Annotated in this window: 22 protein-coding genes and 1 pseudogene; 11 read left to right on the top strand and 12 right to left on the bottom strand. The window is 68.0% G+C overall.

Features of this window, described 5'->3' with window-relative positions; genetic code table 11:
- The first annotated feature begins 4 nt into the window (after positions 1 to 4).
- The 5 genes from AC1DCU_RS03745 (at position 5) to AC1DCU_RS03725 (ending at position 7,355) form a co-directional block, all read left to right on the top strand.
- The gene (locus AC1DCU_RS03745; protein ID WP_032975339.1) at positions 5 to 2,269 is read left to right on the top strand and encodes a DUF802 domain-containing protein; all 2,265 of its coding nucleotides are present in this window, start codon (positions 5 to 7) and stop codon (positions 2,267 to 2,269) included.
- Positions 2,266 to 2,925 carry an OmpA family protein gene (locus AC1DCU_RS03740; protein WP_025874313.1) on the top strand — a complete coding sequence of 220 codons (660 nt, stop codon included), beginning with the start codon at positions 2,266 to 2,268 and terminating at the stop codon, positions 2,923 to 2,925. Before AC1DCU_RS03745 ends, AC1DCU_RS03740 begins: the two co-directional genes overlap by 4 nt.
- Positions 2,915 to 3,292 (top strand): DUF2894 domain-containing protein, encoded by a 378-nt coding sequence (locus AC1DCU_RS03735; RefSeq protein ID WP_032975338.1) that lies wholly within the window; start codon positions 2,915 to 2,917, stop codon positions 3,290 to 3,292. The genes AC1DCU_RS03740 and AC1DCU_RS03735 overlap by 11 nt, the downstream gene beginning before the upstream one ends.
- Before the next feature lie 279 nt (positions 3,293 to 3,571).
- Entirely contained in the window at positions 3,572 to 5,872 is a 2,301-nt protein-coding gene (locus AC1DCU_RS03730) for a TonB-dependent receptor (protein WP_032975336.1), read from the top strand.
- A 22-nt stretch (positions 5,873 to 5,894) separates the two neighbouring features.
- Positions 5,895 to 7,355, top strand: coding sequence for an esterase-like activity of phytase family protein (locus tag AC1DCU_RS03725; RefSeq protein ID WP_478013494.1), 1,461 nt, complete (start codon positions 5,895 to 5,897; stop codon positions 7,353 to 7,355).
- A gap of 178 nt (positions 7,356 to 7,533) precedes the next feature.
- Here AC1DCU_RS03725 and AC1DCU_RS03720 read toward each other — a convergent pair whose 3' ends face one another.
- The 10 genes from AC1DCU_RS03720 to AC1DCU_RS03675 all read right to left on the bottom strand — a co-directional run bounded on the left by AC1DCU_RS03720 (position 7,534) and on the right by AC1DCU_RS03675 (position 19,395).
- Positions 7,534 to 7,977 carry an REP-associated tyrosine transposase gene (locus AC1DCU_RS03720; protein ID WP_032975334.1) on the bottom strand — a complete coding sequence of 148 codons (444 nt, stop codon included), beginning with the start codon at positions 7,975 to 7,977 and terminating at the stop codon, positions 7,534 to 7,536.
- Between the two features lie 324 nt (positions 7,978 to 8,301).
- Positions 8,302 to 9,066, bottom strand: a complete 765-nt coding sequence (locus AC1DCU_RS03715) for a 2,3-dihydro-2,3-dihydroxybenzoate dehydrogenase (protein ID WP_032975332.1) — start codon at positions 9,064 to 9,066, stop codon at positions 8,302 to 8,304.
- Complete coding sequence (locus AC1DCU_RS03710) at positions 9,057 to 12,935, bottom strand: amino acid adenylation domain-containing protein (RefSeq protein ID WP_442252164.1); 3,879 nt, start codon at positions 12,933 to 12,935, stop codon at positions 9,057 to 9,059. Before AC1DCU_RS03710 ends, AC1DCU_RS03715 begins: the two co-directional genes overlap by 10 nt.
- The gene (locus AC1DCU_RS03705; protein WP_032975329.1) at positions 12,932 to 13,189 is read right to left on the bottom strand and encodes a phosphopantetheine-binding protein; all 258 of its coding nucleotides are present in this window, start codon (positions 13,187 to 13,189) and stop codon (positions 12,932 to 12,934) included. Before AC1DCU_RS03705 ends, AC1DCU_RS03710 begins: the two co-directional genes overlap by 4 nt.
- Positions 13,189 to 13,821, bottom strand: a complete 633-nt coding sequence (locus AC1DCU_RS03700) for an isochorismatase family protein (RefSeq protein ID WP_025878587.1) — start codon at positions 13,819 to 13,821, stop codon at positions 13,189 to 13,191. The genes AC1DCU_RS03705 and AC1DCU_RS03700 overlap by 1 nt, the downstream gene beginning before the upstream one ends.
- Positions 13,821 to 15,473 carry a (2,3-dihydroxybenzoyl)adenylate synthase gene (locus tag AC1DCU_RS03695; protein ID WP_442252165.1) on the bottom strand — a complete coding sequence of 551 codons (1,653 nt, stop codon included), beginning with the start codon at positions 15,471 to 15,473 and terminating at the stop codon, positions 13,821 to 13,823. The genes AC1DCU_RS03700 and AC1DCU_RS03695 overlap by 1 nt, the downstream gene beginning before the upstream one ends.
- Positions 15,470 to 16,663, bottom strand: coding sequence for an isochorismate synthase (locus AC1DCU_RS03690; RefSeq protein WP_032975325.1), 1,194 nt, complete (start codon positions 16,661 to 16,663; stop codon positions 15,470 to 15,472). The genes AC1DCU_RS03695 and AC1DCU_RS03690 overlap by 4 nt, the downstream gene beginning before the upstream one ends.
- Positions 16,660 to 17,856 (bottom strand): MFS transporter, encoded by a 1,197-nt coding sequence (locus AC1DCU_RS03685; protein WP_032975324.1) that lies wholly within the window; start codon positions 17,854 to 17,856, stop codon positions 16,660 to 16,662. Before AC1DCU_RS03685 ends, AC1DCU_RS03690 begins: the two co-directional genes overlap by 4 nt.
- A 152-nt stretch (positions 17,857 to 18,008) precedes the next feature.
- Positions 18,009 to 18,338, bottom strand: a complete 330-nt coding sequence (locus AC1DCU_RS03680) for a DUF3817 domain-containing protein (RefSeq protein ID WP_235189905.1) — start codon at positions 18,336 to 18,338, stop codon at positions 18,009 to 18,011.
- Positions 18,339 to 18,459: 121 nt separating this feature from the next.
- Entirely contained in the window at positions 18,460 to 19,395 is a 936-nt protein-coding gene (locus AC1DCU_RS03675) for a TIGR03571 family LLM class oxidoreductase (protein WP_032975323.1), read from the bottom strand.
- 54 nt (positions 19,396 to 19,449) lie between these two features.
- Between AC1DCU_RS03675 and AC1DCU_RS03670 the strand changes: the two genes are divergently transcribed.
- From AC1DCU_RS03670 to AC1DCU_RS03650, 5 genes and pseudogenes are all read left to right on the top strand, one after another.
- A complete protein-coding gene (locus AC1DCU_RS03670; protein WP_032975322.1) occupies positions 19,450 to 19,929 on the top strand; it encodes a GNAT family N-acetyltransferase in 480 nt (159 codons plus the stop codon).
- 99 nt (positions 19,930 to 20,028) lie between these two features.
- A pseudogene (locus tag AC1DCU_RS03665) lies at positions 20,029 to 21,468 on the top strand (thioredoxin family protein); the annotation flags it as partial.
- A gap of 267 nt (positions 21,469 to 21,735) precedes the next feature.
- On the top strand, positions 21,736 to 22,365 hold the full coding sequence (locus tag AC1DCU_RS03660) for a superoxide dismutase (RefSeq protein WP_032975320.1): 630 nt from the start codon (positions 21,736 to 21,738) through the stop codon (positions 22,363 to 22,365).
- On the top strand, positions 22,362 to 22,937 hold the full coding sequence (locus tag AC1DCU_RS03655; protein WP_032975319.1) for a flavin reductase family protein: 576 nt from the start codon (positions 22,362 to 22,364) through the stop codon (positions 22,935 to 22,937). The genes AC1DCU_RS03660 and AC1DCU_RS03655 overlap by 4 nt, the downstream gene beginning before the upstream one ends.
- Positions 22,937 to 23,275 carry a tetratricopeptide repeat protein gene (locus AC1DCU_RS03650; RefSeq protein ID WP_032975318.1) on the top strand — a complete coding sequence of 113 codons (339 nt, stop codon included), beginning with the start codon at positions 22,937 to 22,939 and terminating at the stop codon, positions 23,273 to 23,275. The genes AC1DCU_RS03655 and AC1DCU_RS03650 overlap by 1 nt, the downstream gene beginning before the upstream one ends.
- A gap of 4 nt (positions 23,276 to 23,279) precedes the next feature.
- Here AC1DCU_RS03650 and AC1DCU_RS03645 read toward each other — a convergent pair whose 3' ends face one another.
- Both AC1DCU_RS03645 and AC1DCU_RS03640 read right to left on the bottom strand, forming a co-directional pair.
- Positions 23,280 to 24,428, bottom strand: a complete 1,149-nt coding sequence (locus AC1DCU_RS03645; RefSeq protein WP_478014123.1) for a fatty acid desaturase family protein — start codon at positions 24,426 to 24,428, stop codon at positions 23,280 to 23,282.
- Positions 24,429 to 24,441: 13 nt separating this feature from the next.
- Positions 24,442 to 25,512: a ferredoxin reductase gene (locus AC1DCU_RS03640; RefSeq protein ID WP_051584920.1), complete on the bottom strand. Its 1,071-nt coding sequence runs from the start codon at positions 25,510 to 25,512 to the stop codon at positions 24,442 to 24,444.
- A 92-nt stretch (positions 25,513 to 25,604) separates the two neighbouring features.
- On the opposite strand from AC1DCU_RS03640, the gene fabR reads away from it, so the two are divergent.
- The gene (gene fabR, locus AC1DCU_RS03635) at positions 25,605 to 26,261 is read left to right on the top strand and encodes an HTH-type transcriptional repressor FabR (RefSeq protein ID WP_025878574.1); all 657 of its coding nucleotides are present in this window, start codon (positions 25,605 to 25,607) and stop codon (positions 26,259 to 26,261) included.
- The last annotated feature ends 51 nt before the right edge of the window (positions 26,262 to 26,312 follow it).

Here is a 26,312-nt window from a genome sequence, read left to right as displayed (position 1 = left end):
CACCATGTCCAGAACTGTTTTCCACGTCCTTGTCTTCCTTGCTGGCCTGCTGGCCGTGTGCTGGATTGGCGTCGGCTATGTCTCGGTGCACCCGCTGGGTGCAGCCGTGGCAGCGATCATCGCAGCCTGCTACATCGCCGGTGGCGTGGAGCTGTACCGCTACCGGCAGGCCAGCAATGGCCTGCGCGCCGCACTGGCTGACCTTTCGCTGGCCAAGGAAAGCCTGGCACCGTGGCTGGAGCGTTTGCCGCTGGGCCTGCGCAATGCCGTGCGCCTGCGCGTGGAAGGCGAACGCACCGCCCTGCCCTCGCCGGTGCTGACGCCCTATCTGGTAGGCCTGCTGGTGCTGCTGGGCATGCTCGGCACGCTGCTGGGCATGATGGACACCCTGCGCGGCACCGGCCTGGCGCTGCAGAGCGCCACCGACATGGCGGCCATCCGCGGCTCGCTGGCCTCGCCAGTGCAGGGGCTGGCGGTGGCCTTCGGCACGTCCATCGCCGGCGTGGCCAGCTCGGCCATGCTGGGCCTGCTGTCGGCACTGCTGCGCCGCGACCGCCTGCAGGTGGTGCAGCAGCTGGACCGCGCCATCGCCACTGACCTGCATCCGTATTCGCAAGCCTGGCAGCGTGCCGAGTCGCTGCGCCTGCTGCAGTCGCAGTCTGCGGCGCTGCCTACGCTGATCGATCGCCTGCAGGCGATGACCAGCACCTTCGAACAGCACAGCGCGGCCGCCAATGAGCGCCTGCTGGCCGGTCAGGCCGAGTTCCTGACGCAGAGCCAGGCGTTGCAGGAACGCCTGGCAACCTCGCTGCAGCAGTCGCTGCGCGAGGGGGCCGAAGCCAGTGCTGCGGCCATTGGTGGCGCACTGCAACCGATGGCCGAAACCACCTTGGCCGGTCTGGCCAGCCACGGCCAGGCGCTGCATTCGCGTGTCGAACAGGCCGTGCAGCAGCAGTTGAATGGTCTGGCCGAGGGCTTCGAGCGCAGCCGCGTGGCGACCGAAGCGAGCTGGGCCAGGGTAGTGGCCGAGCAGACCGGCGCGCAGCAGGCGCTGGTTGCCGAACTGCGCCAGCATCTGCAGTCCTTCAGCGAAGGCCAGAGCACGCAGGGTGAAGCCCTGGTGGCACGCATCGGCGAGCGCCTGCAGGCCGATGCCAGCAGCAACGCCGAGGCCTGGCGCGCTGCTGCCGAACAGCAGCATGCATTGAACAGTGAACTGGTCGAGCGCCAGCAGCAGGCGCTGCAGCATGCCAGCAGCCACCTGGATGACCGTGCGCAGGCGCTGCTGCATGCCCTGGATGAGCGCCACGCCGCCGGCCAGTCGCTGCTGCAGGAACACGAACAACAGCGCCTGCAGGATTGGCAGGCCGCACAGGCCGCCACCGCCACGGCGCATGCCGAACTGCAGGCGGGCCTGGATGCACGCGAACAGCAGCGCCAGCTGCGTTGGGACGCGGTAAGTACCGAGCTGCAGCAGGCGCACGCGGCGTTGCAGGCCCAGCTGCTGGCAGGCGACGAACAGCGCCTGCAGCGCTGGAGCGATGCGTTGCAGAGCGTTTCGGCCGATCTGGCCGAGCGCCTGCAGGCCGATGGCCAGCGCCTTGCCGAACAGCAGCAGCAGGTCTGCGACACGTTGGCACAGACCGCGCAGCAGATCGGCGAGAACGGCCGTGCCCAGGCCAGCGCCACGCTGGCCGAAGTGTCCACCCTGCTGCAGACTGCGGCCGCGGCACCGAAGGCCGCCGCCGAGGTCATCAACGAACTGCGCAGCACCCTGTCCGAAAGCCTGGTGCGCGACAACAGGATGCTGGAAGAACGCGGCCACCTGCTGGCCACCGTGCAGACCCTGCTGGACGCGATCAACCACGCCTCGCACGAGCAGCGCACCGCTGTCGATGCACTGGTCGGAGGCTCGGCCGAACTGCTGGAACGCGTCGGTAGCCGTTTCAGCGACCATATCGCGGCCGAGACCGGCAAGCTCGATGGCATCGCCACGTTGCTCAATGGCAGTGCCGGTGAAGTGGGCCAGCTGGCCGGCACCTTCGGCGCTGCCGTCGAGCAGTTCGGCACCGCTTCGGCAGAGCTCTCCGGGCGCCTGGAGCAGATTGGCGGTGCGCTGGACGCCTCGCTGGCGCGCAGCGATGAGCAGTTGGCGTACTACGTGGCGCAGGCGCGCGAGGTGGTCGACCTCAGCCTGCTGTCACAGAAGCAGGTGATGGAAGAACTGCAGCAGCTGGCCGCGCGCCGCGGCAAGGCCGGCAGCGCATGAGCGACGAGCTGGAGGTCGACGGCGGCTCACACGCCCCGATCTGGGCGGCATTCGGCGATCTGATGTCGGTGCTGCTGGGCGCGTTCGTGCTGATCCTGGTCGGCGTGGTCGCCGTGCAGCTGGAGTTGTCGCAGCGCCTGGACCAGGAGGTCAAGCAGCGCCAGGCCGAAGCCAAGCGCCTGCAGACGCTGGAACAGGCGCTGGCTGGCCCGCTCGCCGCCGGCCGGGTGACGCTGGTGAATGGCCGCATCGGCATCAGCGGCAGCGTGCTGTTCGCGCTGAACTCCGACCAGCTGCAGCCGGAAGGCCAGGAACTGCTGCGCAGCCTGGCCGCGCCGCTGGCGGCCTATCTCGGCACGCGCGAAGAGATCCTGATGGTCAGCGGTTTCACCGATGACGCACCGGTGCGGGAAGGCAACCGCCGTTTTGCCGACAACTGGGAGCTGTCCGCGCAGCGCTCGCTGACGGTCACCCGTACCCTGATCGCCGACGGCGTACCGGCCGATGCGGTGTTCGCCGCCGCGTTCGGCAGCGAGCAGCCGGTCAGCTCCAATGCCAACGAAGATGGTCGCGCGCGCAACCGCCGTGTGGAGATCGCGCCGATTCCCAAGCCCAAGGCTGCTGCGCCAGGCGAGAAAAACGGCAATGGCAGCTGAGCCCTCGCCTTTGGAGGGATTGCGTGCCCTGGTGCGCGACCTCGACAGCGGGTCGCGATCGCTGCTGCACTACCCGCAGGTGCCGATGCTGGACGACGTGCGCCGCGAGTGGTCCGAGCTGCGCAGCGAACTGCAGGTGCGCCGCTCGCTGCGCACCGAAGCCCCGGCGGATGGTGGCCCGCTGAACTCGGCGGTGCTGGTGCAGCGCATGCTGGACACGATGCAGGCGACCAGCCCCGGGTATCTGCGCCACTTCATCGACTATGTCGATACGCTGTCGTGGCTGCAGGCGTTGCAGGATGGTGCCGCCAGCGGCGCTGATGCAGCAAAACCCAAACGCACACGCAAGCCGCGCAACGCGGGTTGATCCCGTCGACGCTGCCACTCCGGTAGATGCCAACCTTGGTTGGCGCCTCTCGACAACACAACGCAGCGGTCCGCAGCGCCGCATGCCAACCAAGGTTGGCATCTACCCGTGGCACGGGGTTCGATGACCATGTCACCAGACAGTCATCTGTCTAGCGCACCATTTTCACGTTGATCGCGCGGCGCCCAAGGCGCCCGTGATCGCATCGCGTGTTTCCCCTTTCATCTGCCTGAGCTCCGCTTCCATGCGGCGGCTCGCGCTTGCCTGAGTGCCTGTTCCATGACCAAGACCCTGTTGGCTGCTGCGTTGTCCCTGGCCCTTGCACCGACCGCGTGGGCGCAGCAGGCGCCGTCGGCCACCGAACTCGATGCGGTTTCAGTCATCGGCAGTGGCGAGGCGCGCCAGGTGCAGCGCATCACCCGCGAGAATCTGGACATCCTGCCGCCGGGTACCAGCCTGCAGAAGACGCTCAACCTGCTGCCCGGCGTCAACGCGCAGTCGGCCGACGCGCTGGGCACCAACGAACAGTCGATGACCCTGAGCCTGCGCGGTTTCAACTCCACCCGCCTGGGCTACACGCTGGACGGCGTGCCGCTGGGCGATGGTGCGTACAACAACTACAACGGCCTGACCATCAACCGTGCGCTGATCAGCGAGAACATGGCGGGCGCCGAACTGGCGGTGGGCATCGGCAGCCTCGGCACGCCGTCCACCAGCAACCTCGGCGGCACCATTTCCTATACCTCCGACGGCCCAGCGCAGGAACTGGGCGGCCGCGTGGTGCAGACCATCGGCAGCGATGCCAACCGTCGCACCTTCGTGCGCGTGGACAGCGGCGAGTACAACGGATTCTCCGGCTACGTATCGGGCATGAACGCGGTCTCGGACCTGTGGAACGACCAGACCGCGTACAACAAATCCACTACCAAGCAGTTCAACGCGAAGGGCGTGTGGAACTTCGGCAGCGGCCAGATCACAGGTTTCGTCGACACTTCGCGGACCAGCCAGGCGGACTACTTCTACCTGTCCAAGGACGAGATGTCCCGCGGCCTGGGCTGGGACTGGGGCGGCTACGCACCGGACTGGAACAAGGCCGTGGCCAAGGCCTACTGCAACACCGCCAGCCTCAACGCGAAGAAGTGCGACAACAGCGGTCCGGACAAGGACGCCGACGGCGCATTCACCGCCGGGCAGATCCTGCGCGATGACAACCTGTACTACCTGGCCGGTGATTTCTTCCTGGCCGATGGCTTCAGCTTGCGGGCACTGGCCTACCACCACGATGACCGCGGCGAAGGCCACAACTGGAACAGCGGTGCGTGGTCCAACAAAGGCACCGCGCAGGAAATCCCGATCATCTTCCGCAACACCATCTACACCATCGACCGCGATGGCGGCACGCTGTACTTCGATTGGGAGCTGGGCGCACACCGCCTCGAAGGTGGCGTCTGGTACGAACGCAACACCAGCAGCGCCGAACGCTACCAGACGGCGGTGGACGGTCCACGCGACCTCAGCGGCATGAACACCCTGCCCTCGGATGTGGGCGTGTTCGCCCAGCGTACGCGCTGGAGGACCCACCAGTTCTTCCTGAAGGACACCTGGCGCCTGCTCGATGACCGCCTGACCCTGGAGTTCGGCGCCAAGAGCCCGCACGCCACCTCCGATGCGCAGGTGCTGCCGGGCGATGCGAAGACACCGATCCTGCCGAGCTCGAACAACCAGTTCGCCACCGGTTCGCTGAAGGCCAGCAGGAATTTCCTGCCCAGCGTGGGTGCCAACTTCCGCCTCAGCGAGCATCACGAAGTGTTCGCCAGCTACGCCGAGAACATCGCCATGTTCCAGGGCGGCTTCAAACTTGGCCCACAGGCGGTCAGCCAGGCCACCTGGAACGCGCAGGGCAACCTGAAGCCGGAAGAATCACGCTCGCTGGAGGCGGGCTATCGCTTCGTCACCGATACGTTGCAGGCATCGGTCGCTGCCTACAGCGTGCGCTTTGACAATCGCCTGCTGCAGTACAACCCCTGCGATTCGCGGCAGCCGGTCGGCCCCACCTGCGGCAACCGTTTCTACAATGTCGGCGGCGTCGACAGCCGCGGTGCTGAACTGACCGTGCTGTGGACACCGAACGAGCACTTCAGCTGGTACACCTCGGCGTCGCTGAACCGCTCGACATATGCCTCCAACTACACGCAGGCCGGCGTCGAGCAGCAGATCAAGGGCAAGATCCAGACCGACACGCCCAAGCAGCTGCTGGCCACCGAAATCACCTGGCGCGACAACGGCTGGTTCGCCAGCCTGCGCGGCAAGTACACCGGCGAACGCTTCTACACCTATACCAACGACCAGGGCTTTGGTGGCTTCACCGTGTTCGACCTGGCCGGTGGCTACGATTTCGGTCAGGTTGGCTTCGCCAAGGGCATGCGCCTGTCGCTGAACGTGACCAACGTGGGTGACAAGCGCTACGCCAGCAACCTGGACTCGAGCGTGTTCGCACCCAGCGACCCGGCCGGCAAGCTGTATGTGTTCCATGCGTCGGCACCTCGCCAGGTGTTCGGTACCATCGACATCCGTTTCTGATCGCCGGCCGAGGAGTCCATTGATGTCCGCTACTGCCCTGCTGTTGGCCGCGCTCTCGGTCAGCGGCTACAACGCACCGCATGAAGCCCGCGGCATGCCACCACGCGCGGTGGACGTGGCCAGCTTCACTTACGTGGACAGGGGATTGGTCGCCGCCGGACGATTGCCGGCCGGCACCGTGGACTTCCTCGGCGATACGCTGGGCTCGTTCTCGTCGTTGGCGGTACAGCCGGGCACGTGGCGGCGTACCGCGCGTGGCTATGAAGGGGTGCTGTGGACCCTGCCCGACCGCGGTCGCAACGATCCRGAAGCCGGCCTGTTCTACGACTACGCCGGTCGCCTGGAGCGCATGCAGCTGCGCATCGACTGGCCCGCGGACAAGCCAGAGAGCTTCGGCACGCTGACGATGAAGCCGGAAAAGGGGCTGGTGCTGAAGGACTACAACGGCCAGCCATTCACCGGTGCCGACCCCGGTGATCACACCATCATCCAGCGTGGCGTGGTGCTGCCCTCCCCCGCCGTGGGCGCGGGGGCCGGCAAGGTCGCACTTGATGCCGAATCGCTGCAGTTCACTGCGGACGGCCACTTCTACATCGGCGACGAGTACACCGCCAACGTCTATTACTTCAACGCACAGGGCCAGCTGCAGGGCGTGATCGTGCCGCCGCAGGCGATCCAGCCACAACGTGATGGCAAGCCTGCCTTTGGATCATTGGCTCCGCCGCAGACCGGGCGCCGCAACAACCAGGGCGTGGAAGGCATGGGCCTGTCGCCCGACGGCACACGGCTGTTCGTTGCCCTGCAGAGCGCGCTGATGCAGGACAGCGCGGCGGGCAATGCCGCCGGCCGCATCAACACCCGCGTACTGGTCTACGACGTGTCTGCCAACCCGACGCCGACGCAACCGGTGGGCCACCATGTGATGATCCTGCCCGCCTACGCCCACGACGGCAAAGGCAAGCTCGACCGTACCGCTGCACAGAGCGAGCTGCGTGCGCTGGACAACGAGCGTTTCCTGATGCTGGCGCGCGATGGCAATGGACTGGGCAAGGAGGGCGACGACCCGATCGTCTATAAATCGGTGCTGCTGGTGAACGTGGCGCAGGCCTCCAATCTGGTGGGCACGGCCTATGAGACCGGCACGGCATCGGTGCTGGCCGATCCCGCTGACGCCATGTTGAAGACCGGCATCGTGCCCGCCAACGTCAAAGAGGTGCTGAACCTGCTCGACCGGCCGCAGCTGGCCCGGGCCGGGCTGGACCTGGATACAGGACGTGGCCCTCACCCGGGATTGCTGTCGGAGAAGTGGGAAGCAATGGACGTCTTGCCGGCGCTTGATCCAGAGCACCCGAACGACGTACTGCTGCTGATCGGCAACGACAACGACTTCACCGCCCGCAACTGCCGCATGCAGGGCGAGCACTGCGACAGTGCGTACGACAACGACAACCGGGTGCTGGTGTATCGGCTCACCCTGCCGTAGTGCCGGCCGCTGGCCGGCAACTTCGTGAACCTCCGGACGCACCGCCTGGTTGCCGGCCAGCGGCCGGCACTACCCGACAGGAAAAACCCGCGCGCCTGCCCCATGGTAGTGCCGGCCGCTGGCCGGCAGCCTCATGAATCTCCGGAAACACCGCCTGGTTGCCGGCCAGCGGCCGGCACTACCAGATCGACCACGCATAGGGATACTGGCCAATCTCCCTGGCCAGGCCCGCTCGAATGGGATTTCCCAGGATATACAGAGCCTGGCGATGCAACGATTCCTCTGCCCTGACCGCATGATCGAAGTACCCGGACTGCCAGACCACGCCGCGGCGACCGACCAGCCGATTCAAGGCCAACGCGCTGGATGATTTGAACCGGCGGGCGATGCCCGACAGCTCCGACGCACGCAGTCGCAACATCCAATGCACATGATCCGGCATCACCACCCATGCCAGTGACTGGACCAGGCCTTGTCGCTCCAGTTCCTCAAACTGGCTGGAGACGCAGCCTGCGGTAGCGCCGCATTCAAAGCGTCGGCGGCGCTGGCATGTTGTCGTGGTCAGCACATATACCTGACCGATGATGGAGCGCCGCCCGTGGCGCAGGAGATCGCTGCTCATGGCCCATCGTGGATCAGGCAGACCTCGCTGGCTGTCGGGGAACAGCGCGAGATTCCATGAGGATGTTGCTGACAGTCTGCTGGGGTTGCCGGCCAGCGGCCGGCACTACCCAACGCAAAAGCCCGTCACGTCCGCCCCGTGGTAGTGCCGGCTGCTGGCCGGCAACCCAAGCCAACGCACAAGCCCATCGCGCCTGCCCCATGGTAGTGCCGGCCGCTGGCCGGCAACCCATGCCAACGCACAAGCCCATCGGGCCTGCCCCGTGGTAGTGCCGGCCGCTGGCCGGCAACCCATGAACCCCGCCCGGCGGTGTGCCCGGCCCCGTCACCCGCGCAGCGTGGCGCCACCATCCACGTACAGGTCACTCATCGCCACGTGCCCGGCCTGCTCGGACAGCAGGAACATCACCGCCTGCGCGATGTCCTCCGGCGTGGCCAGCTTGCGCAAGGGGATGCCCGCCTTGTAGGTGGCCGGATTGCCGGCGATCACCCGTGCCGCGCCCTGCTCGTCTTCCCACATGCCGGTCTGCATCGGGGTCAGCGTGGAGCCCGGCGCAACGATGTTGCAACGGATGCCCAACGGTGCAAGCTCCAGGCCCAGGCAACGGGTGAACATCGTCGCCGCCGCCTTCGAGGCGGCATAGGCGGCCATGCCATGCCGTGGCACGCCCGCCGCGTTGGAACTGACGGTCACGATGGCGCCTTGCCGGCGCGGCGACATCACCCGTGCCAGTGCGCGGCCCACATGGAACACACCATCGGCATTGACCGCGAACACCCTGCGCCAATCCGCGTCACGGGTGTCCACGACCTCGCCGACATGCAGCACGCCCGCCACGCTGGCCGCCAACATGATCGGTCCCACCGTGGCTTCCACCTGGTTTACCAGCGCGTCCACGGCCGCGCCGTCGGTGACGTCCAGTGCGAAAGCCTGCACGCGACCATCGTCGGCTGCCAGCGCAGGTCGCTCGCGATCGGTTGCCACGACCCGGCACCCTGCGTCCAGCAGTTGCCCCACCAGCGCCGCACCGATACCGCCGGCTGCGCCGGTCACCAGCGCCACATTCCCTTCAAAACCCGTCAGCTGCATGTTGCACTCTCCTGTTGCCTGTCCCACTGCTGCAGCCGCGCCGACAACCACGGTGCCAGCTGCGCCACCGCATCACGCCCGGTCAGTTCGGCGTGCAGGAACGGCAGCTCGATGGCATCCACCTGCAGCGCATGTGCCTTCCACAGCGCGGACTGCAACTGCGGCCGTGCCTGATGATCGCGTCCGGCCCGCACATGCGCCAGCGTTCCGACGAAGGGTCGGTGCTGGTGTTCGCGGATCAGTCGATTGGTTCCGGTCACCGCCCGTACCACGCCGTCGAGCACCACCTCGGGCAGGCTGCCCAGCGCGCTGCCGCCGCGCCGCAGGAAGGCGAGGATGCGCTCGCGATCGTCCAGTTCCGGATGCGCGTCCGGGTCATGCCCGGCGATGGCCAACAGCGCCCGCAGCGCCGCGATCGGGTCGGGCTCCGGTTCGGCACGCCAGCATTCGCTGGGATAGGCATCGAGCAGCACCAGTTCGCCGACCTCGCGGCCGATGTCGTGCAGGCGCACGGCCATCGCCTGCGCGAGGATGCCCCCCACCGACCAGCCCAGCAGATGGATCGGCCCCTGTGGCTGCAGCGTGATCACCCGCTGCACATAGTCATTGGCCATGGCCTCGATGCTGCCTGGCAGCGGTTGCGTGGGGTCGAGCGCGGGTGACTGAAGCCCGTACACCGCGCGCGTTGGCTGCAGCGCCCGGGCCAGTGCGCGATAGTTCCAGGCAATGCCGCCTGCCGGGTGCAGCACGAACAGGGGGGCTGCGGTTGCCTCGTCGGATGCCGACAGCGCAATCACCGGCCCCAGCGCGTGATCGGCGCGTGCGGGCGGCTCGGCAATGCGTGCCGCCAGCGCGGCTACGGTCGGTTGCGCGAACAGCGCACCCAGCCCCAGCTCGCAACGCCAGCGCTGCTCGATGGCCAGCAGCAGGTGCACGGCCGACAGGGAGTCGCCTCCGATGCTGAAGAAATCCACATCAACCGCCACCGGCAGTTCACGCCCCAGCGCCTGTGCAAACAGCCCGGCCAGTTCCTGCTCCAGCGGCGTGCGCGGCGCCTGCCCGGCGGCCTCTTGCTGCCGTGGTTTCGGCAGCGCAGACCGGTCCAGTTTGCCATTGGCGGTCACCGGCCAATGATCCACGCCCACGAACGCAGACGGCACCATGTAGTCCGGCACCCGCGCCAGCAGATGGCTGCGCAGCGCCGCTGCATCGAGCAGCGCCGTCGGCACATAGGCGACCAGCCGCGCCTCGCCGGGTAGATCATCGCGCAACAGCACTTCCACCCGGTCCATTCCAGGCAGCTCGCGCAACGCTGCTTCAATCTCGCCAAGTTCGATGCGCAGGCCGCGCAGCTTTACCTGATGGTCGCTGCGCCCCAGGTACTCGACAGCACCGTCGCCCCGCCAGCGTGCCACGTCGCCGGTGCGGTAGATGCGCTCACCCGGCAGGAACGGATCCGCCAGGAAGCGCTCGGCCGTCAGGTCGTGGCGGCCGAGATAGCCGCGTGCCAACTGCACACCGCCGAGGTACAGGTCACCGGCCACGCCCACCGGCACGGGCTGCATCCGTGCGTCCAGCACATACAGGCGGGTGTTCCAGACCGGGAAACCGATCGGCACCGGGCGCGAGCGGTCATCGGCCGACGCCGGCCACCAGCTCACATCCACTGCCGCTTCGGTCGGCCCGTAGAGGTTGTGCAGTTCGGCATGTACCCGCGCATGGAAGCGGTCGCGCAGTGCGGCATCCAGCGCCTCGCCACTGGTGAACACGCGCCGCAGCCGCAGGTCCTGTGAGGCCGGTGCAGCCAGGAACGCATCCAGCATCGACGGTACGAAATGTGCGGTGGTGACACCATGGACGCGGATCAATCGCGCCAGCTCGGTCGGGTCGCGGTGTGCGTCCGGCCCCGCCAACACCAGCGTCGCGCCGCACAGCAGTGGCAGGAAGAATTCCCAGACCGATACGTCGAACGTTGCCGGGGTCTTCTGCAGAATCCGGTCGTCGGCACCCATGCCATAGTGCTCGCGCATCCACAGCAGGCGATTGACGATGGCGCGATGTTCGATCACCACGCCCTTGGGCTCGCCGGTCGAACCGGAGGTATAGATCACATAGGCCGCATCGTCGCCCATCGGGCCCGGCCAGGGTGCGGCAAAGCTCACGTCGGTCCACTGCTCCGGCGGCAGCACCGGCACATCTGAAAGACGGGATTGCACGCCGGCCTCTGCCAATACGCAGACCGGTTGCGCCGACGCCAGGATGCGCGCCAGGCGCTCCGCGGGATGGGCAAGGTCCAGTGGCAGGTACGCGCCGCCTGCACGCAGCACCGCCAGCAACGCAACCACCAGTTCCAGCGAACGCGGCAGCGCTACGGCAACGACCGTGCCCGGGCCCACGCCCAGCGAGCGCAGCTGCGCGGCCAGGGCGAAGCTGCGCGCCTCCAGCGCAGCATGGTCCAGCGTCGTATCGCCGAACACCAGCGCCGCTGCCGACGGATCGCGGTCCATGCCCTGCTGCAGCAGTTCGGCCAGGGTGGTGTCAGGCAGCGCATGCGTGGTGGCATTGAAGCCATGCACGACCTGCTTCGATTCTTCCGGCGTGGCCAGTGGCACCGTCGCGATGTCTTCGGCCAGCAGCGCGGCCGACACGAAATGCAGCAGCCGCCGGGCATGCGCCTTCATGTCATCCAGGCCATAAAGGGCCGGGTTTGCTTCAATCTCCAGATCCAGCAGGGTCTGTCCATCGCCACGGAAGCCCAGTGTCAGGTCGTCAACCGGGCCGGTGCTCAGCACTTCCAGTGAGGCCTGCACACCCGGCAGCGCCAGCGGCTTGTAGAACGGCTGTACATTGATCAACGGCCCATGCAGACGGTGCTGTGCACCGACCAGGCCGAGGTCACGACGCAGCTGTTCGCCACGGTAGCGCCCATGCTTGCGGCTCTGGCTGAGCTGGCGCCCGATGCGCCCGCAGAATTCCTCGACACCGCCCTCGCCGCCCGCCACCCGCAGCGGCAGCACGTTCATCACCATCGCCGGCACCCGCGCCGCCGCGTTGCCAAGCCGCGCCATGTACGGCACCCCGAGCACGACTTCCTCGGACGCGCTCATGCGACGCACATACTCGGCGGCCAACGCGGCAAGCACATCCGGCCACGGCTGCAGCCACGATGCCGAGACCTGCAGCAGGCGCTTGCGCAAGGCGGGGTCCACCGGCTGCACCCAGCGCAGTGCATCGTCACTGGCCGCGGCGGTGCCGGCCAGGCCGGTGGAGGCCGGGGCGCCCTGCAGCGCCTGCAACCACCACTGCCGGTCGACGTCGCGGCGCGCATCACTGCGGTAGCTGGCATCATCGGCCAGCACGCCCGCCAACCCTGGCAGCGCACTACCGGTGCGCCCCGCATACAGGGCGCAGACGCGGTCAGTGAACAGCGCCATGCCATAGCCATCGGTGGCCAGGTGATGCACGCGCAGGTACCAGGCCCAGCGCTGGCCACCCAGGTCGAACAGCACCTGCTGGCTCAGCCGGTCGCGGGTCGGGTCGACCGCGCTGCAGCGGTCAGCCAGCATCGCCGCGCGCGCCGTCTGCTGCGGATCATCGGCCGCGGCGACATCGCGCAGCTGCAGCAATGGCACCCGCGCGGGCTCGTGCCACTGCACGGGCTGGCCGTCCTCGGCCTCGGCGAAACGCAACGCCAGCGCCTCGGCCTCGACGGCGGCCTGGTTGGCGGCAGCGATGAACGCCGGCACATCCAGCGAACCCTCGATCCACACCGCGTGCGCGGTATTGAATGCAGGATTCTGCGGTGCCAGCCGCTGGGCAAACCACAGCCCTGCCTGCGCCTCGGTCAGCGGCAGCGGCGATCCGCTCATGACGTCTGCGCGGCCTGCAGCTGCTGCACCACCGCCCACCACTGGCGCAGCGTGGTGTGCTCAGCCAGCTGCGCGAACTCCAGTGGCAGCCCGGTGTTGCCCCAGGCCAGCACCAGCCCCAGCATGCGCATCGAATCCAGATCCAGATCGATCAGGTTGTCATCATCGCCGATGTCAGCCGCGTGGCAGTCCAGCACGCGGGCGACGTCGGCGCGCATGCGCTCCAGGGTCAAGGTTTCGGTCGTCGCGTTCATCACATTGCCTCCAGCAGCTGGTCGGTGGTCATCGGTACGCCGCACGTGCGGGCGATCCAGTGCAGCGCCTGGTCATGGTCGGCACGCGAGAAATCGGCCACGGCATCGGCAGCGATGAACGTCTCGATGTCACGCTGGAACGCCTCCACCGCCGTCGCGGTGCATCCGATGTGCGCGTAGACGCCGGTGATCAGCAACTGGTCGCGGCCGCGCACGCGCATCAGCGTTTCCAGATTGCTGCGCTGGAACGCGCTGTAGCGGTGCTTGACCAGCACATGCTCGCCCGGCTGCGGCGCGAGTGCGTCGATGATCGGCTCGTGGTCGGCACGCCGGCCCATGCCCGGGCCCCACAGGTCTGCCTGCAGGCCGCGGTCGCGACGGTCCTGGTCGCCATGCTGGGCGGTGTAGAACACCGGAATGCCGTGCGTACGGCAATGTCCCAGCAGGCGCGCGATGTTGTCCACCGCCGGCTGCAGCGGTGCGTTGCCGGCGTCGAATGCGGCGAGGAAATAGCGCTGCATGTCGTGTACCAGCAAGGCAACACGATCACGCTGGGGACGCCAGGCGCCTCGCGCCTGCGGCAGTTCCGCAGCGGTCGGCAGGGAATACGGGGTAATGCGGGGCAGCGCCATCAGCGCGTTCCTCCTGTCTGTTGCAGATGACGCGCGCGCAGCAGCGCGCGCAGTTCGCGGCGGCTGATCTTGCCAACCGCCGTAGTGTCGAAACTGTCCACGAAAACAATCTGATCGGGCACCTTGAAGGCGGCCAGGCCACGCCCGCGCATCCACGCCTTCAGCGCCGGCGCCTTGATGGCCTCGCCCTGCTGGATCACGAAGGCACAGCTGCGCTCGCCCAGGTAGTCGTCAGGAATGGAGACCACGGCGGCGTCGAACACGCTGGGATGGGCCAGCAGATGGTCTTCGATCTCCTCGGCGGAGATCTTCTCGCCCGCCCGGTTGATGTGGTCGCCGGCACGGCCCTGCACCACCAGATAGCCGCCGGGCAGCTGCTGCACGCGGTCGCCGGTGCGGTAGAAGCCGTCGTCGGTGAACGAGCGCGCGTTGGCCGCCGCGTCATTGTGGTAACTGCGGATGGTGTACGGACCGCGCGTGAGCAGATGACCGACCTCGCCTTCGGCAACGGGCTGGTCGTGGTCGTCGACCACGCGCACTTCATCATCCTCGCTGATCGGCCTGCCCTGGCAGGCGACGACCAGGTCCTGCGGGTCATCCAGCCGGGTGTAGTTGACCAGGCCTTCGGCCATGCCGAACACCTGCTGCAACGTGCAACCGAGGCCATCGATGACCCGCCGCGCGGCTTCCGGCACCAGCTTCGCTCCCCCGACCTGCAGCACCCGCAGGCTGGACAGATCGTGCCTGCTGGTCGCCGCCGCCTGCGCCCACAGCAGCGCCAGGGGCGGCACCAGACCACAGCAGGTCACCTTCTCGCGCGCGATCAACGGAAACGCCGCATCCGGGCCGGGGCCCGGGCTGAGCACCACGCGGGCGCCGGCGTACAGCGCACCGAAGAAACCCGGCGAGCTCATCGGGAAGTTGTGTGCTGCCGGCAGCGCAACCAGGTACACGCTGTCGCGGTCGATCCCACAGATTTCGTTGCTGGCGCGGAACGAGTAGATGTAATCGTCGTGCGTGCGCGGAATGAGCTTTGACAGCCCGGTGCTGCCGCCGGAGATCTGCAGGAACGCCACCGACTGCGGATCGGGATCGGCCGGCAGCTGGCTGCGATCGCCCTGCAGCGATTCCAGCGCGACGAACTCGGCCGCATCGCCGTCGATCAGCACGTGGCGTACCGCCGGCACTTCCGCCTGCAGCGCGCGCGCCAGGCCACGATGATCGAATCCTTCATGGACATCGGTACTGATGTAGGCACTGGCCTCGGCCTTGCGCGCAAAGTGGGCCAGCTCGGTGATGCGATGTGCCGGCAGCGCGTACACCGGCACCAGCCCGGCGCGGAACAGGCCACAGACCGTTGCGATGAAACCGGCCGTATTGCCCAGCTGCACCAGCACGCGCTCGCCGGGTTGCAGGCCCAGCGCCAGCAGCCCGGCGCCGATGCGCCCGGCCTCATGCCAGAGCTGCGCATAGCTCAGGCGCACATCGCCAGCCACCACCGCGATGTCATCGGCATGGCGCTCGGCGCGTTCGCGCAGGAAACCCGGGAAGGTTTCGCCACGCCAATGACCTGCGGCCCGATAGCGCGCGACCAGCGCTTCAGGCCATTGCTGCTGCAGTGGCAGGCGCGAATCAACGGTGGACGGCGTCATGCGGATACCTCGATCAGGGACAGCGGGTCCTGCACGCCCAATGCGTTCAGCAGGGCAGCAAACTTGGCGGCGGTTTCGGCCACTTCGGCCTCGGGCTGCGAGTCGGCGACGATGCCGGCGCCGGCATACAGGCGCAGCTGGGTGCCCTGCAGGCGCGCGCAGCGGATCGCCACATACCAGTCGCCGTCCCCCTGCGCATCGAGCCAGCCCACCGCACCGGCATAGAAACCGCGCGGCACCGGTTCCAGCGCACGGATGCGCTGCAGTGCCTGCAGCCGCGGGGTACCGCAGACGGCCGGGGTGGGATGCAGCTCGGCCAGCAGGGTCGCCGCCGACGTAGCAGCGTCCTTCAGCGTGGCGTGGATGCGCGTACCCAGATGCCACATGCTGGCGGTGGCGTGCAGCACCGGGCGTGGCTGCGCTTCGATATGGCTGCACCAGGGCGAGAGGCCATCGACAATGGCGTCGACCACATGCCGGTGTTCGTCATGATCCTTCGCCGATGCCAGCAACGCCTGCGCGGCGCGCTCGTCCGCAACCGGATCGGCACTGCGCCTGGCCGAACCGGCCAGCGGATGCGACAGCACCTGCGCCCCGCGTTTGCGCAGCAGCAGCTCCGGTGTCGCCCCCACCAGCCATGCCGGCGCCTGGCCAACGTCCACCGGCAGCGGCACGGCGTAGGTCGCCACCGAAGGATCGGTGCCGAGGCGGGCCAGCAGCATTTCCGGTGACAGCGCCTGCTGCGTGTGCGCCAACAGGCTGCGCGCCAGTACCACCTTGTGCAGCTCCGGGTCCGGCGCGCGCATCGCGCTGACCGCGTCGGCCACGGCCGCTGCATACGCCTGCGCCGAGGGCTCGGCAGTCAGCGCTCCGGACAGCGCCGGCGCCGCCTGCGACTGTACGGGCAATGCCGGCAGCAGGCGCTCGGGCTGGTACAACGCATCATCGGCGCGCGGCTCGAACGGCACCGCGCCGACCAGCAGGCCCGGCCCACCGCGCTGCTGCGCGAAGAACGTCGCCACGCGCTCGGCCAGCGTCGCCAGCGCACCGGTCGGCAAGGGTGCGCGGCAGCCGCGCGCGTGCATCTGCTGATCGGCCTGCCGCAGCAGGAACAGCGACGCTTCGGCGGTGGGCTCGGGCAGCATCGACGCAGCCTCCGGCCACGCGCCCTGCATCAGGGAATCGTTCATGGGGTCTCCTTCATCCGATACGCTGCTGCCAGCACGCACAGCACCAGCAGCAGCACGCCGACCAGCAGGTAAGGCAGGCTGGCGCCGCCGCGATACAACAGGGTGCCGAGCATCGGCCCGGCCACCATGCCCAGCCCCTGCGCCGCCGCGACGGTGCCGGCCGCCGCCCCCTGTTCGTGCGCCTGCACCGCGTCGGCGGCCAACGCCTGGAACGAGGGGAACACGAAGCCCATGCCGAACGCTGCAAGCGCGTAGGCCGCCGGCAACTGCCAGGTCTGCTGCACCGCCGCCACCGACGCAAAGCCGATGCCTGCGATCAGTGCGCCGAGGATGATCCAGCGCCGGGGATGCACGTCCAGTTTCATCACCAGCCCCTGCGCGAGGATCAGGCCCACGCCGACTGCAGTCAGTGCGATGCCGGCCATGCGTGCACCTTCGGCTGCATCCAGGCCGAAGCGATCGATGGCGAAGAAGCCGACCGTGACCTGGGCGATGGTCACCGACACCATCGCCACGAACGCGGCCATCTGCGGCAGGCGCAGCCGCCGGTCGAGGCGCGACAGTGGTACGCGGTTGCGGCTGTGTGCGGCTGCCACCGTCGGCGTGGCCGGCAGGCGCCAGGCCAGCAGGCCCAGCGCGAGCAGCGGCAACAGCGCAGCCACGTACAGCGCCAGCGGCAGGTTCTTGTAGGCAAGCCATCCGGCAGCAGCCGGACCCAGCACCATCCCCAGCGCGTTGGCGCTGCCCAGGCGGGCGAGGAATTTCGCACGTTGGCCGGTGGGTGCCTTGTCGGCGATCAGCGCGGCAGCGGTCGGCGGCACAGCCGCGTAGAACAGGCCGATCAGGCCACGCGCACCGACCAGCACCAGCACCGAGACCAGCATCGGCGGTATTGTCTGCAGCGCGACATCGATGAACACCGCCAGCGCGATGTAGACCACGGTGTAGGCACTCATCGCCAGCATCAGCACGCGCTTGCGGCCGATGCGGTCGCTGAGCTGGCCCCACGGGCGCGCGGCCAGCATCCACAACACGCCTGCGGCCGTGACCGATAGACCGGCATGCCATTCGGACAGGCCCAGCAGGCGGACCACCGGGCCGATGACGGCGACGAAGGACATCATCGCCATGGTGCCGATCAGGGCAGCCAACACCAGCGCCGGCAAGCCGGGAACCACGGGACGTGAATGCATGGAACACCAACCGTAACCAGGGAGGGAACGCCGGGCGCATCCGCACCCCGCGCGACGTCGCCCTGTCAGGCGGCGACGTCATCCTTAAATGATAACGGCTCGCATTTGCATTTGATACCCATTCGCTTGACGGGCACGCACCTGCGGGTGCATCACTGCCCTGCGCGTACCGACAGCAGGCCGCGACGCTTGAACCACCACTCCAGCGGCAGGGTCACCAGCGGCGGAACCGCAGCCAGCAACGCCAGCCCCGTTGCCCACCATGGCCAGCGCAGGCGCAGCGCCGCAAACAGAGTCACCGCCACGTAGACCAGGAACGCCACGCCATGCAGCGGCCCGAACAGCTTCACCAGCGCGACGTTGGCCTGCGGGCCGTACTTGAGCCACATGCCGGCCAGCAGACCGGCCCAGGTGATGGCCTCGATGAAGGCGACGACGGCGAAAAGGCGCCCGGTCGGGTGCAGCGGGTTACGGTGGGTCACGCAGGGCTCCAGCGCTGGATATCAAATGCGAATGATACGCAGATGCGAACGATCCGAACACCGAGGGTAGCGCCGGGCCATGCCCGGCGAACGGTAGAGCTCTGTCCACCAAGGTGGACACCTACCGACGCGTATCGGGCAGGACGTGCTCGCCGATCTCGCCCAGTACGTCGTCCACCGGTCGGCCGTTGTCCACCAGGTTGAACATCACATGCGCCACACCCTGCGCGTGTACGCGTTGCAGGTACCCCCGCAGCCCATCGCGGCCCACCTTCAGGCCCAGCGGCAGCGGCTCCGCCGGCGCAGTTGGATCGGCCTGCAGGTCCAGCAGCATCGACTGCACGAATGGCTTGGGCGCGCCTCCGCTCTGGGCCAGCGCCTGCTGCCACAGACCGATGCGCCCTTCCTGCGCGGTCTCTTCGCGGTGATAGGTCGCCCAGCCTTCGGCCTCGCGTGCGATCCACTGCAGGCTTTGCCGCGCGGTACCGACCACCAGCATCGGAATGCGCCTTGCCGGCGCGGGAAGTACGTCGTATCCACCGGTTGCCTGCAACACCGGCGCGCGCTCGGAGGGTTCGGAGGACAGCGCCGCACGCAGCAGCGACCAGCGCTCGCGGAAGGTGCCCGCCCTGCCCTGTAGGTCCTCGCCGAAGGCCGCGAACTCTTCTGGTCGATCACCCGAGCCCAGCCCCAGCACGAAGCGTCCACCGCTGATCCGGTCCAGCGTCAGCGCCGATTTCGCCACCTGCAGCGGTTGCCGCAACGGCAGCACGATGGCCGCAGTGCCGATCACGATGCGTTCGGTCGCCGCGGCCAGCATGCCCAACCACAGGAACGGATCATCCAGCGCACTGGCGGTCGCATCCGGCCCCTGCGGCACCATCAGCGGCACATCGCGGGTCCACAGCGCAGCAAAGCCCAGATCGTCGGCCAGCCGCGCGACGCGGCACGCCTCCAGTGGATCGGCCAGGCCGCGCGCGGCCACCGGCGTCATCAGGCCAAGGCTCAAGCCCTGCTCTGGAAACAGACGTGCATGGGCAGGATTGAAATCAGTCATGCCGCCAGCTTAGCGTGGGGCATTGATGGCGTCCCACAACAGGAAGTACAGCGCATGCCCAGGATCCGTCCCGCCCACGTCGATGACCTGCCCGCGATCAGCGCGGTGTGCATGGCGGCCTTCAATGCAGCCGTTGCGCCCATGCTTACCGCCGAGGGCATCGCCACCTTCGGCAACGTGGCCGCAGCCAGCGCCTTCGCCGAGCGCCTGCAGGGTGACAACCACATCCTGGTGGCCGAACAGGAGGGCCGTGTGGTCGGCGTGGTGGAACTGAAGGCGGGCCAGCACCTGGCGATGCTGTTCGTCGCGCCGGAGCTGCAGGGGCAAGGCATCGGTCGTGCCCTGCTGCAGGCGGTGCTGCCGCAGGTACGCGGCCCGCAGATGACCGTGCGCGCCTCGCTCAACGCGGTGCCGGCGTACGAACACTATGGGTTCGTGCTGGATGGCGACGTCGGCGAGTACCACGGCCTGATCTACCAGCCGTTGGTGTTGGCGGTGTCCGCTGCGGTGGCTGCGCCCCCTGGTCCGCACTGATACCCAGCCCACATGCCGTGCAGCGCGTGCGACATAAGCAAACTGCATCAGCCAGCACCCCGACCGTTCCTACAATGGCCCACCACCCTGTCCTTCGAGATGCTGCCGATGCGCGTCGCGCTTTCCCTGTTGCTGCTGGCCTCGGCCCTGAGCGCCTGCTCCCCCGCGTCCGCGCCGGTACCGACGGCGAAGGCGGCATCGACCGCCCCGGCCTCCGCCATCGCCTGGCGCCAGGGCGACGTGGATGATGCCTTCAACGAAGCCGCCGAGAGTGGCAAGCCGGTGCTGCTGTACTGGGGCGCGGTGTGGTGCCCGCCGTGCAACCAGCTCAAGGCGGGGCTGTTCAAGGATCCGGCCTTCATCGCACTGACCGGCAAATTCGTGCCGGTCTACCTGGACGGCGACGAAGAAGGCGCGCAGGCATGGGGCGAACGCTTCGGCGTGCGCGGCTATCCGACCCTGATCGTGCTCGACCCGCAGCGCAACGAAATCACCCGCGTGGCCGGCGGCAACGACGCGGCCGAACTGACCCGGGCCCTGACCGTCGCCGCCAGCCGCCGCAGCGCCGTTGCTGAAACGCTCGCGACCGCGCTGGCAACGCCGGCCACGCTCGGCGCCGAAGACTGGCAGGTACTGGGCGATTACGGCTGGGAGGTGGATGCCAACCGCCTGGCTGGCAAGCGCAGCGCCCAGGACGTGCTGCAGCAGCTGGCCAAGGCCGCACCCGAGCCTGCGCTGCAGCGTCGCTTCGCGCTGCTCGCCTTGGCTACCGCCGAGAAACCGACGGCAGCGCCCACCCAGGTACGCGAACTGTTGCAGGCGGTGCTGGCACAACCGGCGGAGGTACGTCGCAACCGCGAGTTGCTGGGGTATGCCGGCGCCGGGCTGGTCAAGCAGGCCAGCGCCGGTCCGGCCAGCAGCAATGCCCTCGGCCAGCAGTTGCTGGTCGCGCTGGAACGTGCCGACGCCGCGCGTGGTGATCGCGCAGACGATGCCTTGTCACGTGCGTTGACCGAGTTGGCGCTGGCACGCCAGCAGCAGCCTGAAGGCCCGCTGCCGGCAGCACTGGTGCAGCGCGTAAAGCAGCGCGTGGCCGCCGCAGATGCCGCAGCCACCGATGCACACGCGCGCCAGGCCACCATCAGCAGTGCCGTCTACGCGCTGCGCCAGGTCGATGATGATGCAGGCGCCGAGGCCTTGCTGCTGGCAGAGCTGAAGCGCAGCGAGCAGCCTTATTACTACATGCCGGAGCTGGCCGAACTGGCCGAGCAGCGTGGTGATACCGCCGGCGCCCTGGAATGGCTGAAGCGTGCCTACGAAGGCGCGCAGGGCCCTGCCACGCGCGTGCAGTGGGGCGTGCTGTACGTGGAAGGCCTGCTGCGGCTGGCACCCGATGATGCACCGCGTATCGAGCAGGCCACCGAGGCCTTGATCGCCGAGCTGGACAAGCAGCCGTCCGGCTACCACCAGCGCACGCGCCAGCGCTTCGAACGGCTGGCCGGGCAGCTGCAGGCGTGGAGCGCCAAGCACAAGGGTGCGGGCCCCGACCATCACCCGCTGCCGGCCAGCGGCCGGCACTACCCTGCTGCTTCTGCTCTCGCCTTTGACGTCGCCTCCGCGCCGGCGCGTGGACCTGTCCTGCGTGGGCGGACCTGCATGTGCCCATCCGCCCACGGGATCCCGGGACAGTCAACGCGCCGACAGCGCCCTCTTTTCAACCACCCCGCTTGACCTCAACCAATGTTGAGGTGCGATAACAGTCTCCCCACGGCCATACCCCTGGCCTTCCCCACGGAGACTGTCTCGATGCCGTACTCGCTTCCCGCCCTCCCCTATGCCTACGACGCCCTCGAGCCGCACTTCGATGCGCGCACGATGGAAATCCATCACAGCAAGCATCACCAGGCCTACGTCAACAACCTCAATGCCGCGCTGGAACAGGCGGGCCTGCCGGCACAGCCGGTGGAAACCCTGATCGCCGACCTCGACGCCCTGCCCGAATCGATCCGCGGTGCAGTGCGCAACAACGGCGGCGGCCACGCCAACCACAGCCTGTTCTGGACCGTGCTCAGCGCCAATGGCGGCACCGCCGACGAAGAGCTTGCCGCGGCCATCGATCGCGACCTCGGTGGCTACGACGCCTTCAAGGAGGCTTTCAGCAAAGCGGCGCAGACCCGTTTCGGCAGCGGCTGGGCGTGGCTCACCGTCGATCACCAGGGCCGCCTGCAGGTCGAAAGCACCGCCAACCAGGACAGCCCGCTGATGGGCGTGGCGGCTGGCGCCTCCGGCAACACCCCGATCCTTGCCCTGGATGTCTGGGAGCACGCCTACTACCTGCATTACCAGAACCGTCGCCCGGACTACATCGGCGCGTTCTTCAACCTCACCAACTGGGCCGAGGTCGGCCGGCGCTACCGCCAGGCCAGGGCCGCATGAACGCGGACTCCGGTGCATACGCCGGGCCGTGGGCGGGGGTGTTCCCCGCTCCGGCACCGGTGCCATCGGTCAGCCTGCCACCACGTGCGCTGCGGCGGTTGCTCGGCCATTTCCCTACCGGCGTGGCGATCGTCTGCGCCCGCGACGCACAGGGAAAACCGCAGGGGCTGACCATCAACTCGTTCGTGCCGATCTCGCTGCAGCCGCCACTGGTGCTGTGGAACCTCGCCCTGCATGCGCAGAGCCTGTCCACGTTCCAGCGCGCCACCCGCTTCGCGATCAGCGTGCTCGGCGCTGGCCAGGAAGCCCTGGCGCGCCGGTTCGCCGATCCGCAGGTGCGCCATCGATTCACCGATGTGCCCTTGCTGGACGACGGCGAAGATGCGCCACCGCGTATCGCCGGTGCCGTGGTCCACCTCACCTGCACCCGCCACGCGCAGTGGCCGGTCGGCGATCACCTGTTGCTGGCCGGGCGCATTGTCGATGTGCAGGAAGCAGGCGGTGCACCACTGCTGTTCCATCGCGGCCGCTTCCAGGCGGGACCGGTGGAAACCCTGCTGGAGGTGCGCTGATGGACATCGAAACGCTGGAGAGGATGCTTGCCGCCGGCAAGGACAGCGCACTGCTGCGCTTCGGCCTGGGCAAGAGCTGGCTGGATGCCGGCGACCCGGTGCGCGCAGCCACCCATCTGGGCCGCTGCGTGGTGCTGGACCCGCACTATTCGGCGGCGTGGAAGCTGCTGGGCAAGGCCTGGCTGGCTGGTGGCCAGCCGCAGGCGGCGCGCGAAGCGTGGCAGCGCGGGCTCAGCGTGGCCGGCAGCAAGGGCGACCAGCAGGCCCGCAAGGAAATGCAGGTGTTCCTGCGCAGGCTCGATCGCGATTCACCTGCGCTGTTGGCGAAGGCCGGGTGAAGACTCAGCCGGCGTTGGCCGACGCCGGTGCCGGCATGATGTCCGGCATCGGCAGGCGGCGCGGCTTGCTCGGGAACGCGTGGCGCAGGATGCGCCAGACCACCTGGGTGAACTGCCGCGGCAGCGAGCCGTTGTTGTAGTGCTGGCCGTAGCGCCGGCAGATTTCCTTCACTTCCTTGGCGATGGCCGCATAGCGGTTTGCCGGCAGGTCCGGGTAGAAGTGGTGCTCGATCTGGTGGCTGAGGTTGCCCGACAGCACGTTGATCACGAAACCACCGCTGATGTTGGACGAACCGCGCAGCTGGCGCAGGTACCAGTGGCCACGCGATTCATTGCGCAGGCATTCCTTCGGGAAGGTTTCCGATTCGGCGGTGAAGTGGCCGCAGAAGATGATCACGTAGGTCCAGATGTTGCGCAGGCCGTTGGCCACCATGTTGCCCAGCATCACCGGCAGGAAGAACGGACCGGCCAGCAGCGGGAAGAACACGTAGTCCTTCAGCACCTGGCGGATCATCTTGCGGGCCACCGGACGAGTCTGCAGCCACATCGCACGGCTGCTGATGCGGCCCTTGAACCAGCGCCCCAGGCGCAGGTCCTGCGCCGCCACGCCCCACTGGAACAGCAGCGCGAAGATCGGTGCGATGATCGGCTGCAGCAGGTAGAACGGCTTCCAGCGCTGTTCCGGGAAGATGCGCAGCAGGCCATAGCCGATGTCATCGTCCATGCCACGCACGTTGGTGTAGGTGTGGTGGCGGAAATTGTGGGTCTTGCGCCAGTTGTCGGCGGTGGCAACGATGTCCCATTCGTAGGTGTTGCCGTTGAGCTTGGGATCGCCGGTCCAGTCGTACTGGCCGTGCATCACGTTGTGGCCCAGTTCCATGTTTTCCAGGATCTTGGCCAGCGCCAGCAGCAGCGTGCCGGCGATGCAGGCCGGCCACAGCAGCGGCGCCCAGAACAACGGAGAGAACGCACCCAGGAACAGCAGGCTGCGGCCGAGCACGCCGGACCAGCGCACAGCCGCTGCGACGCGGCGGATGTAACGGGTGTCGGAGGCGCCGAGGCTGCCGATCACACGGTCGCGGATCGCATCGAGTTCCTCACCAAACGTCTGCATCTCGGYAGGGCTCAGGGCACGGTCGGTAGCGCGGGTCATGGCAGCGGAGTCCTCAGAGATCCAGGGTCAGGTCGGTGGTCGGCGCGCTCACGCAGATCCGCACCGGCACGGCCGTTTCGGACTGGGTATCGCCGGTGCGCAGGTGGCGGGTGGTGCCACTGACGCGTTCACAGGTACAGCTGTTGCAGATGCCCATGCGGCAGCCGTGCTTGGGCGCGATGCCCTGCGCCTCCAGGCTTTCCAGCAGCGAGCGGCCACGCGGCACGATCAGCCGCCGGCCGCTGCGGGCCAGGGTCAATGCGACCTCACCCAGGCTGTCGGCATCACTGAGTGCCGCAGGTGGCGTAAAGGCTTCAGCCTGGAAACCGGCCACCTGCTGCGCCAGGCGCGTGCGCGCAGCGGCAACGAAGCCATCCGGGCCACAGGCCAGCACATGGCGCTGCGCCAGCGGGGTGTCGTCACCGGCAACGGCCAACGTGTGGCTGTCGATGCGCGCGGCCGGCACCTCGCCTTCGCGGGTGGTCAGCAGATGCACGCGCAGGTTCGGGTTCGCTGCGGCCAGCGCCTGCAGCTCATCACGGAACTGGAACGCCGCGGCGCTGCGCTCCCAGTAGAACAGGTCGACCGGCGCCGCCAGCGGGCGCTGGCAGGCGTCGCGCAGCAGGCTGCGCATGGGCGTGATGCCGCTGCCGGCGGCCAGTAGAAGCACCGGCGCTGCGGCAGGCATGTGGAAATCACCGAAGGCCGCATCCAGCCGGAACAGGTCGCCCGGCTTGGCATGCGCGACCAGATGCTGGCTGACCTTGCCGCCTTCCACCGCCTTGACGGTAATGGCCAGCTCACGACGGCCCAGGCGGGTCGGGCTGTAGCTGCGGCGCAATACACGCCCCTCAAGCTCGACGCCCAGGGTGACGTGCTGGCCGGCGCGCATCCCGGCCCAGTGCCGGTTGCAGCGCAGGACCAGGGTGGCGGCGCCCTCGCCGGCCGGCTCGCGCCGTACCAGGCGGGCCATCGGCTCACGCAGGGTCCACAACGGATTCAGCTGGCCCGCCCAGAAGTCGAACAGCGACGGCGACAGCCAGCGGTACGGGGAAAACAGGGAAGGACGGACGACAGCGCTCATGGATGCACTATACGGCCGCACACACAGCTGTGTATACATGTGTATATTGCACCGGATTGGGTATGATTCAGCCTTGCCCCTCCGGAAGTACCATGGCCGCCGCCACCGTTCTGTCTCCGCCTGAAGATGCCAGCAGCCCGGCCCGCCGTACGGTGAGCCGCGAAGATCTGCTGGCCGCCGCGTTGAAACTGATCGGCCCGCATCGCAGCCTCTCCACCCTCAGCCTGCGCGAAGTCGCGCGCGAGGCGGGCATCGCACCCAACAGCTTCTACCGCCAGTTCCGCGACATGGACGAACTGGCCGTCGCCTTGATCGACGTGGCTGGGCGCTCGCTGCGCACCATCATTGGTGAAGCCCGCCAGCGCGCTACGTCCAGCGCCACCAGCGTGGTACGCGTGTCGGTGGAAACCTTCATGGAACAGCTGCGTGCCGACGACAAGCTGCTGCACGTACTGTTACGCGAAGGCGCGGTCGGCTCGGACGATTTCAAGCACGCGGTCGAACGCGAACTGCACTACTTCGAAGAAGAACTGCAGCATGACCTGGTGCGCCTGGCCGCACTGGATGGCGCAGTGCTCTACAAGCCGGAACTGGTGTCGATGGCGATCACCCGGCTGGTGTTTGCGATGGGCGCTTCGGCCATGGACCAGCCCCCTGAGAACGATCCGGAACTGGTCGAACAGATCTCCACGATGATCCGCATGATCATCGTCGGCGCGCGCACTCCCGCCGCCTTCCGCCGCGGCTGACCGCTTCCGGTGCATGACCACCGGCACACGCGCGTGCGCATTATGTAATGT

The sequence above is a fragment of the Stenotrophomonas sp. 10L48 genome, assembly GCF_056395105.1.
The sequence above is the reverse complement of the archived record's forward strand: the minus strand, read 5'-3'. Positions and strand labels throughout refer to the sequence as shown.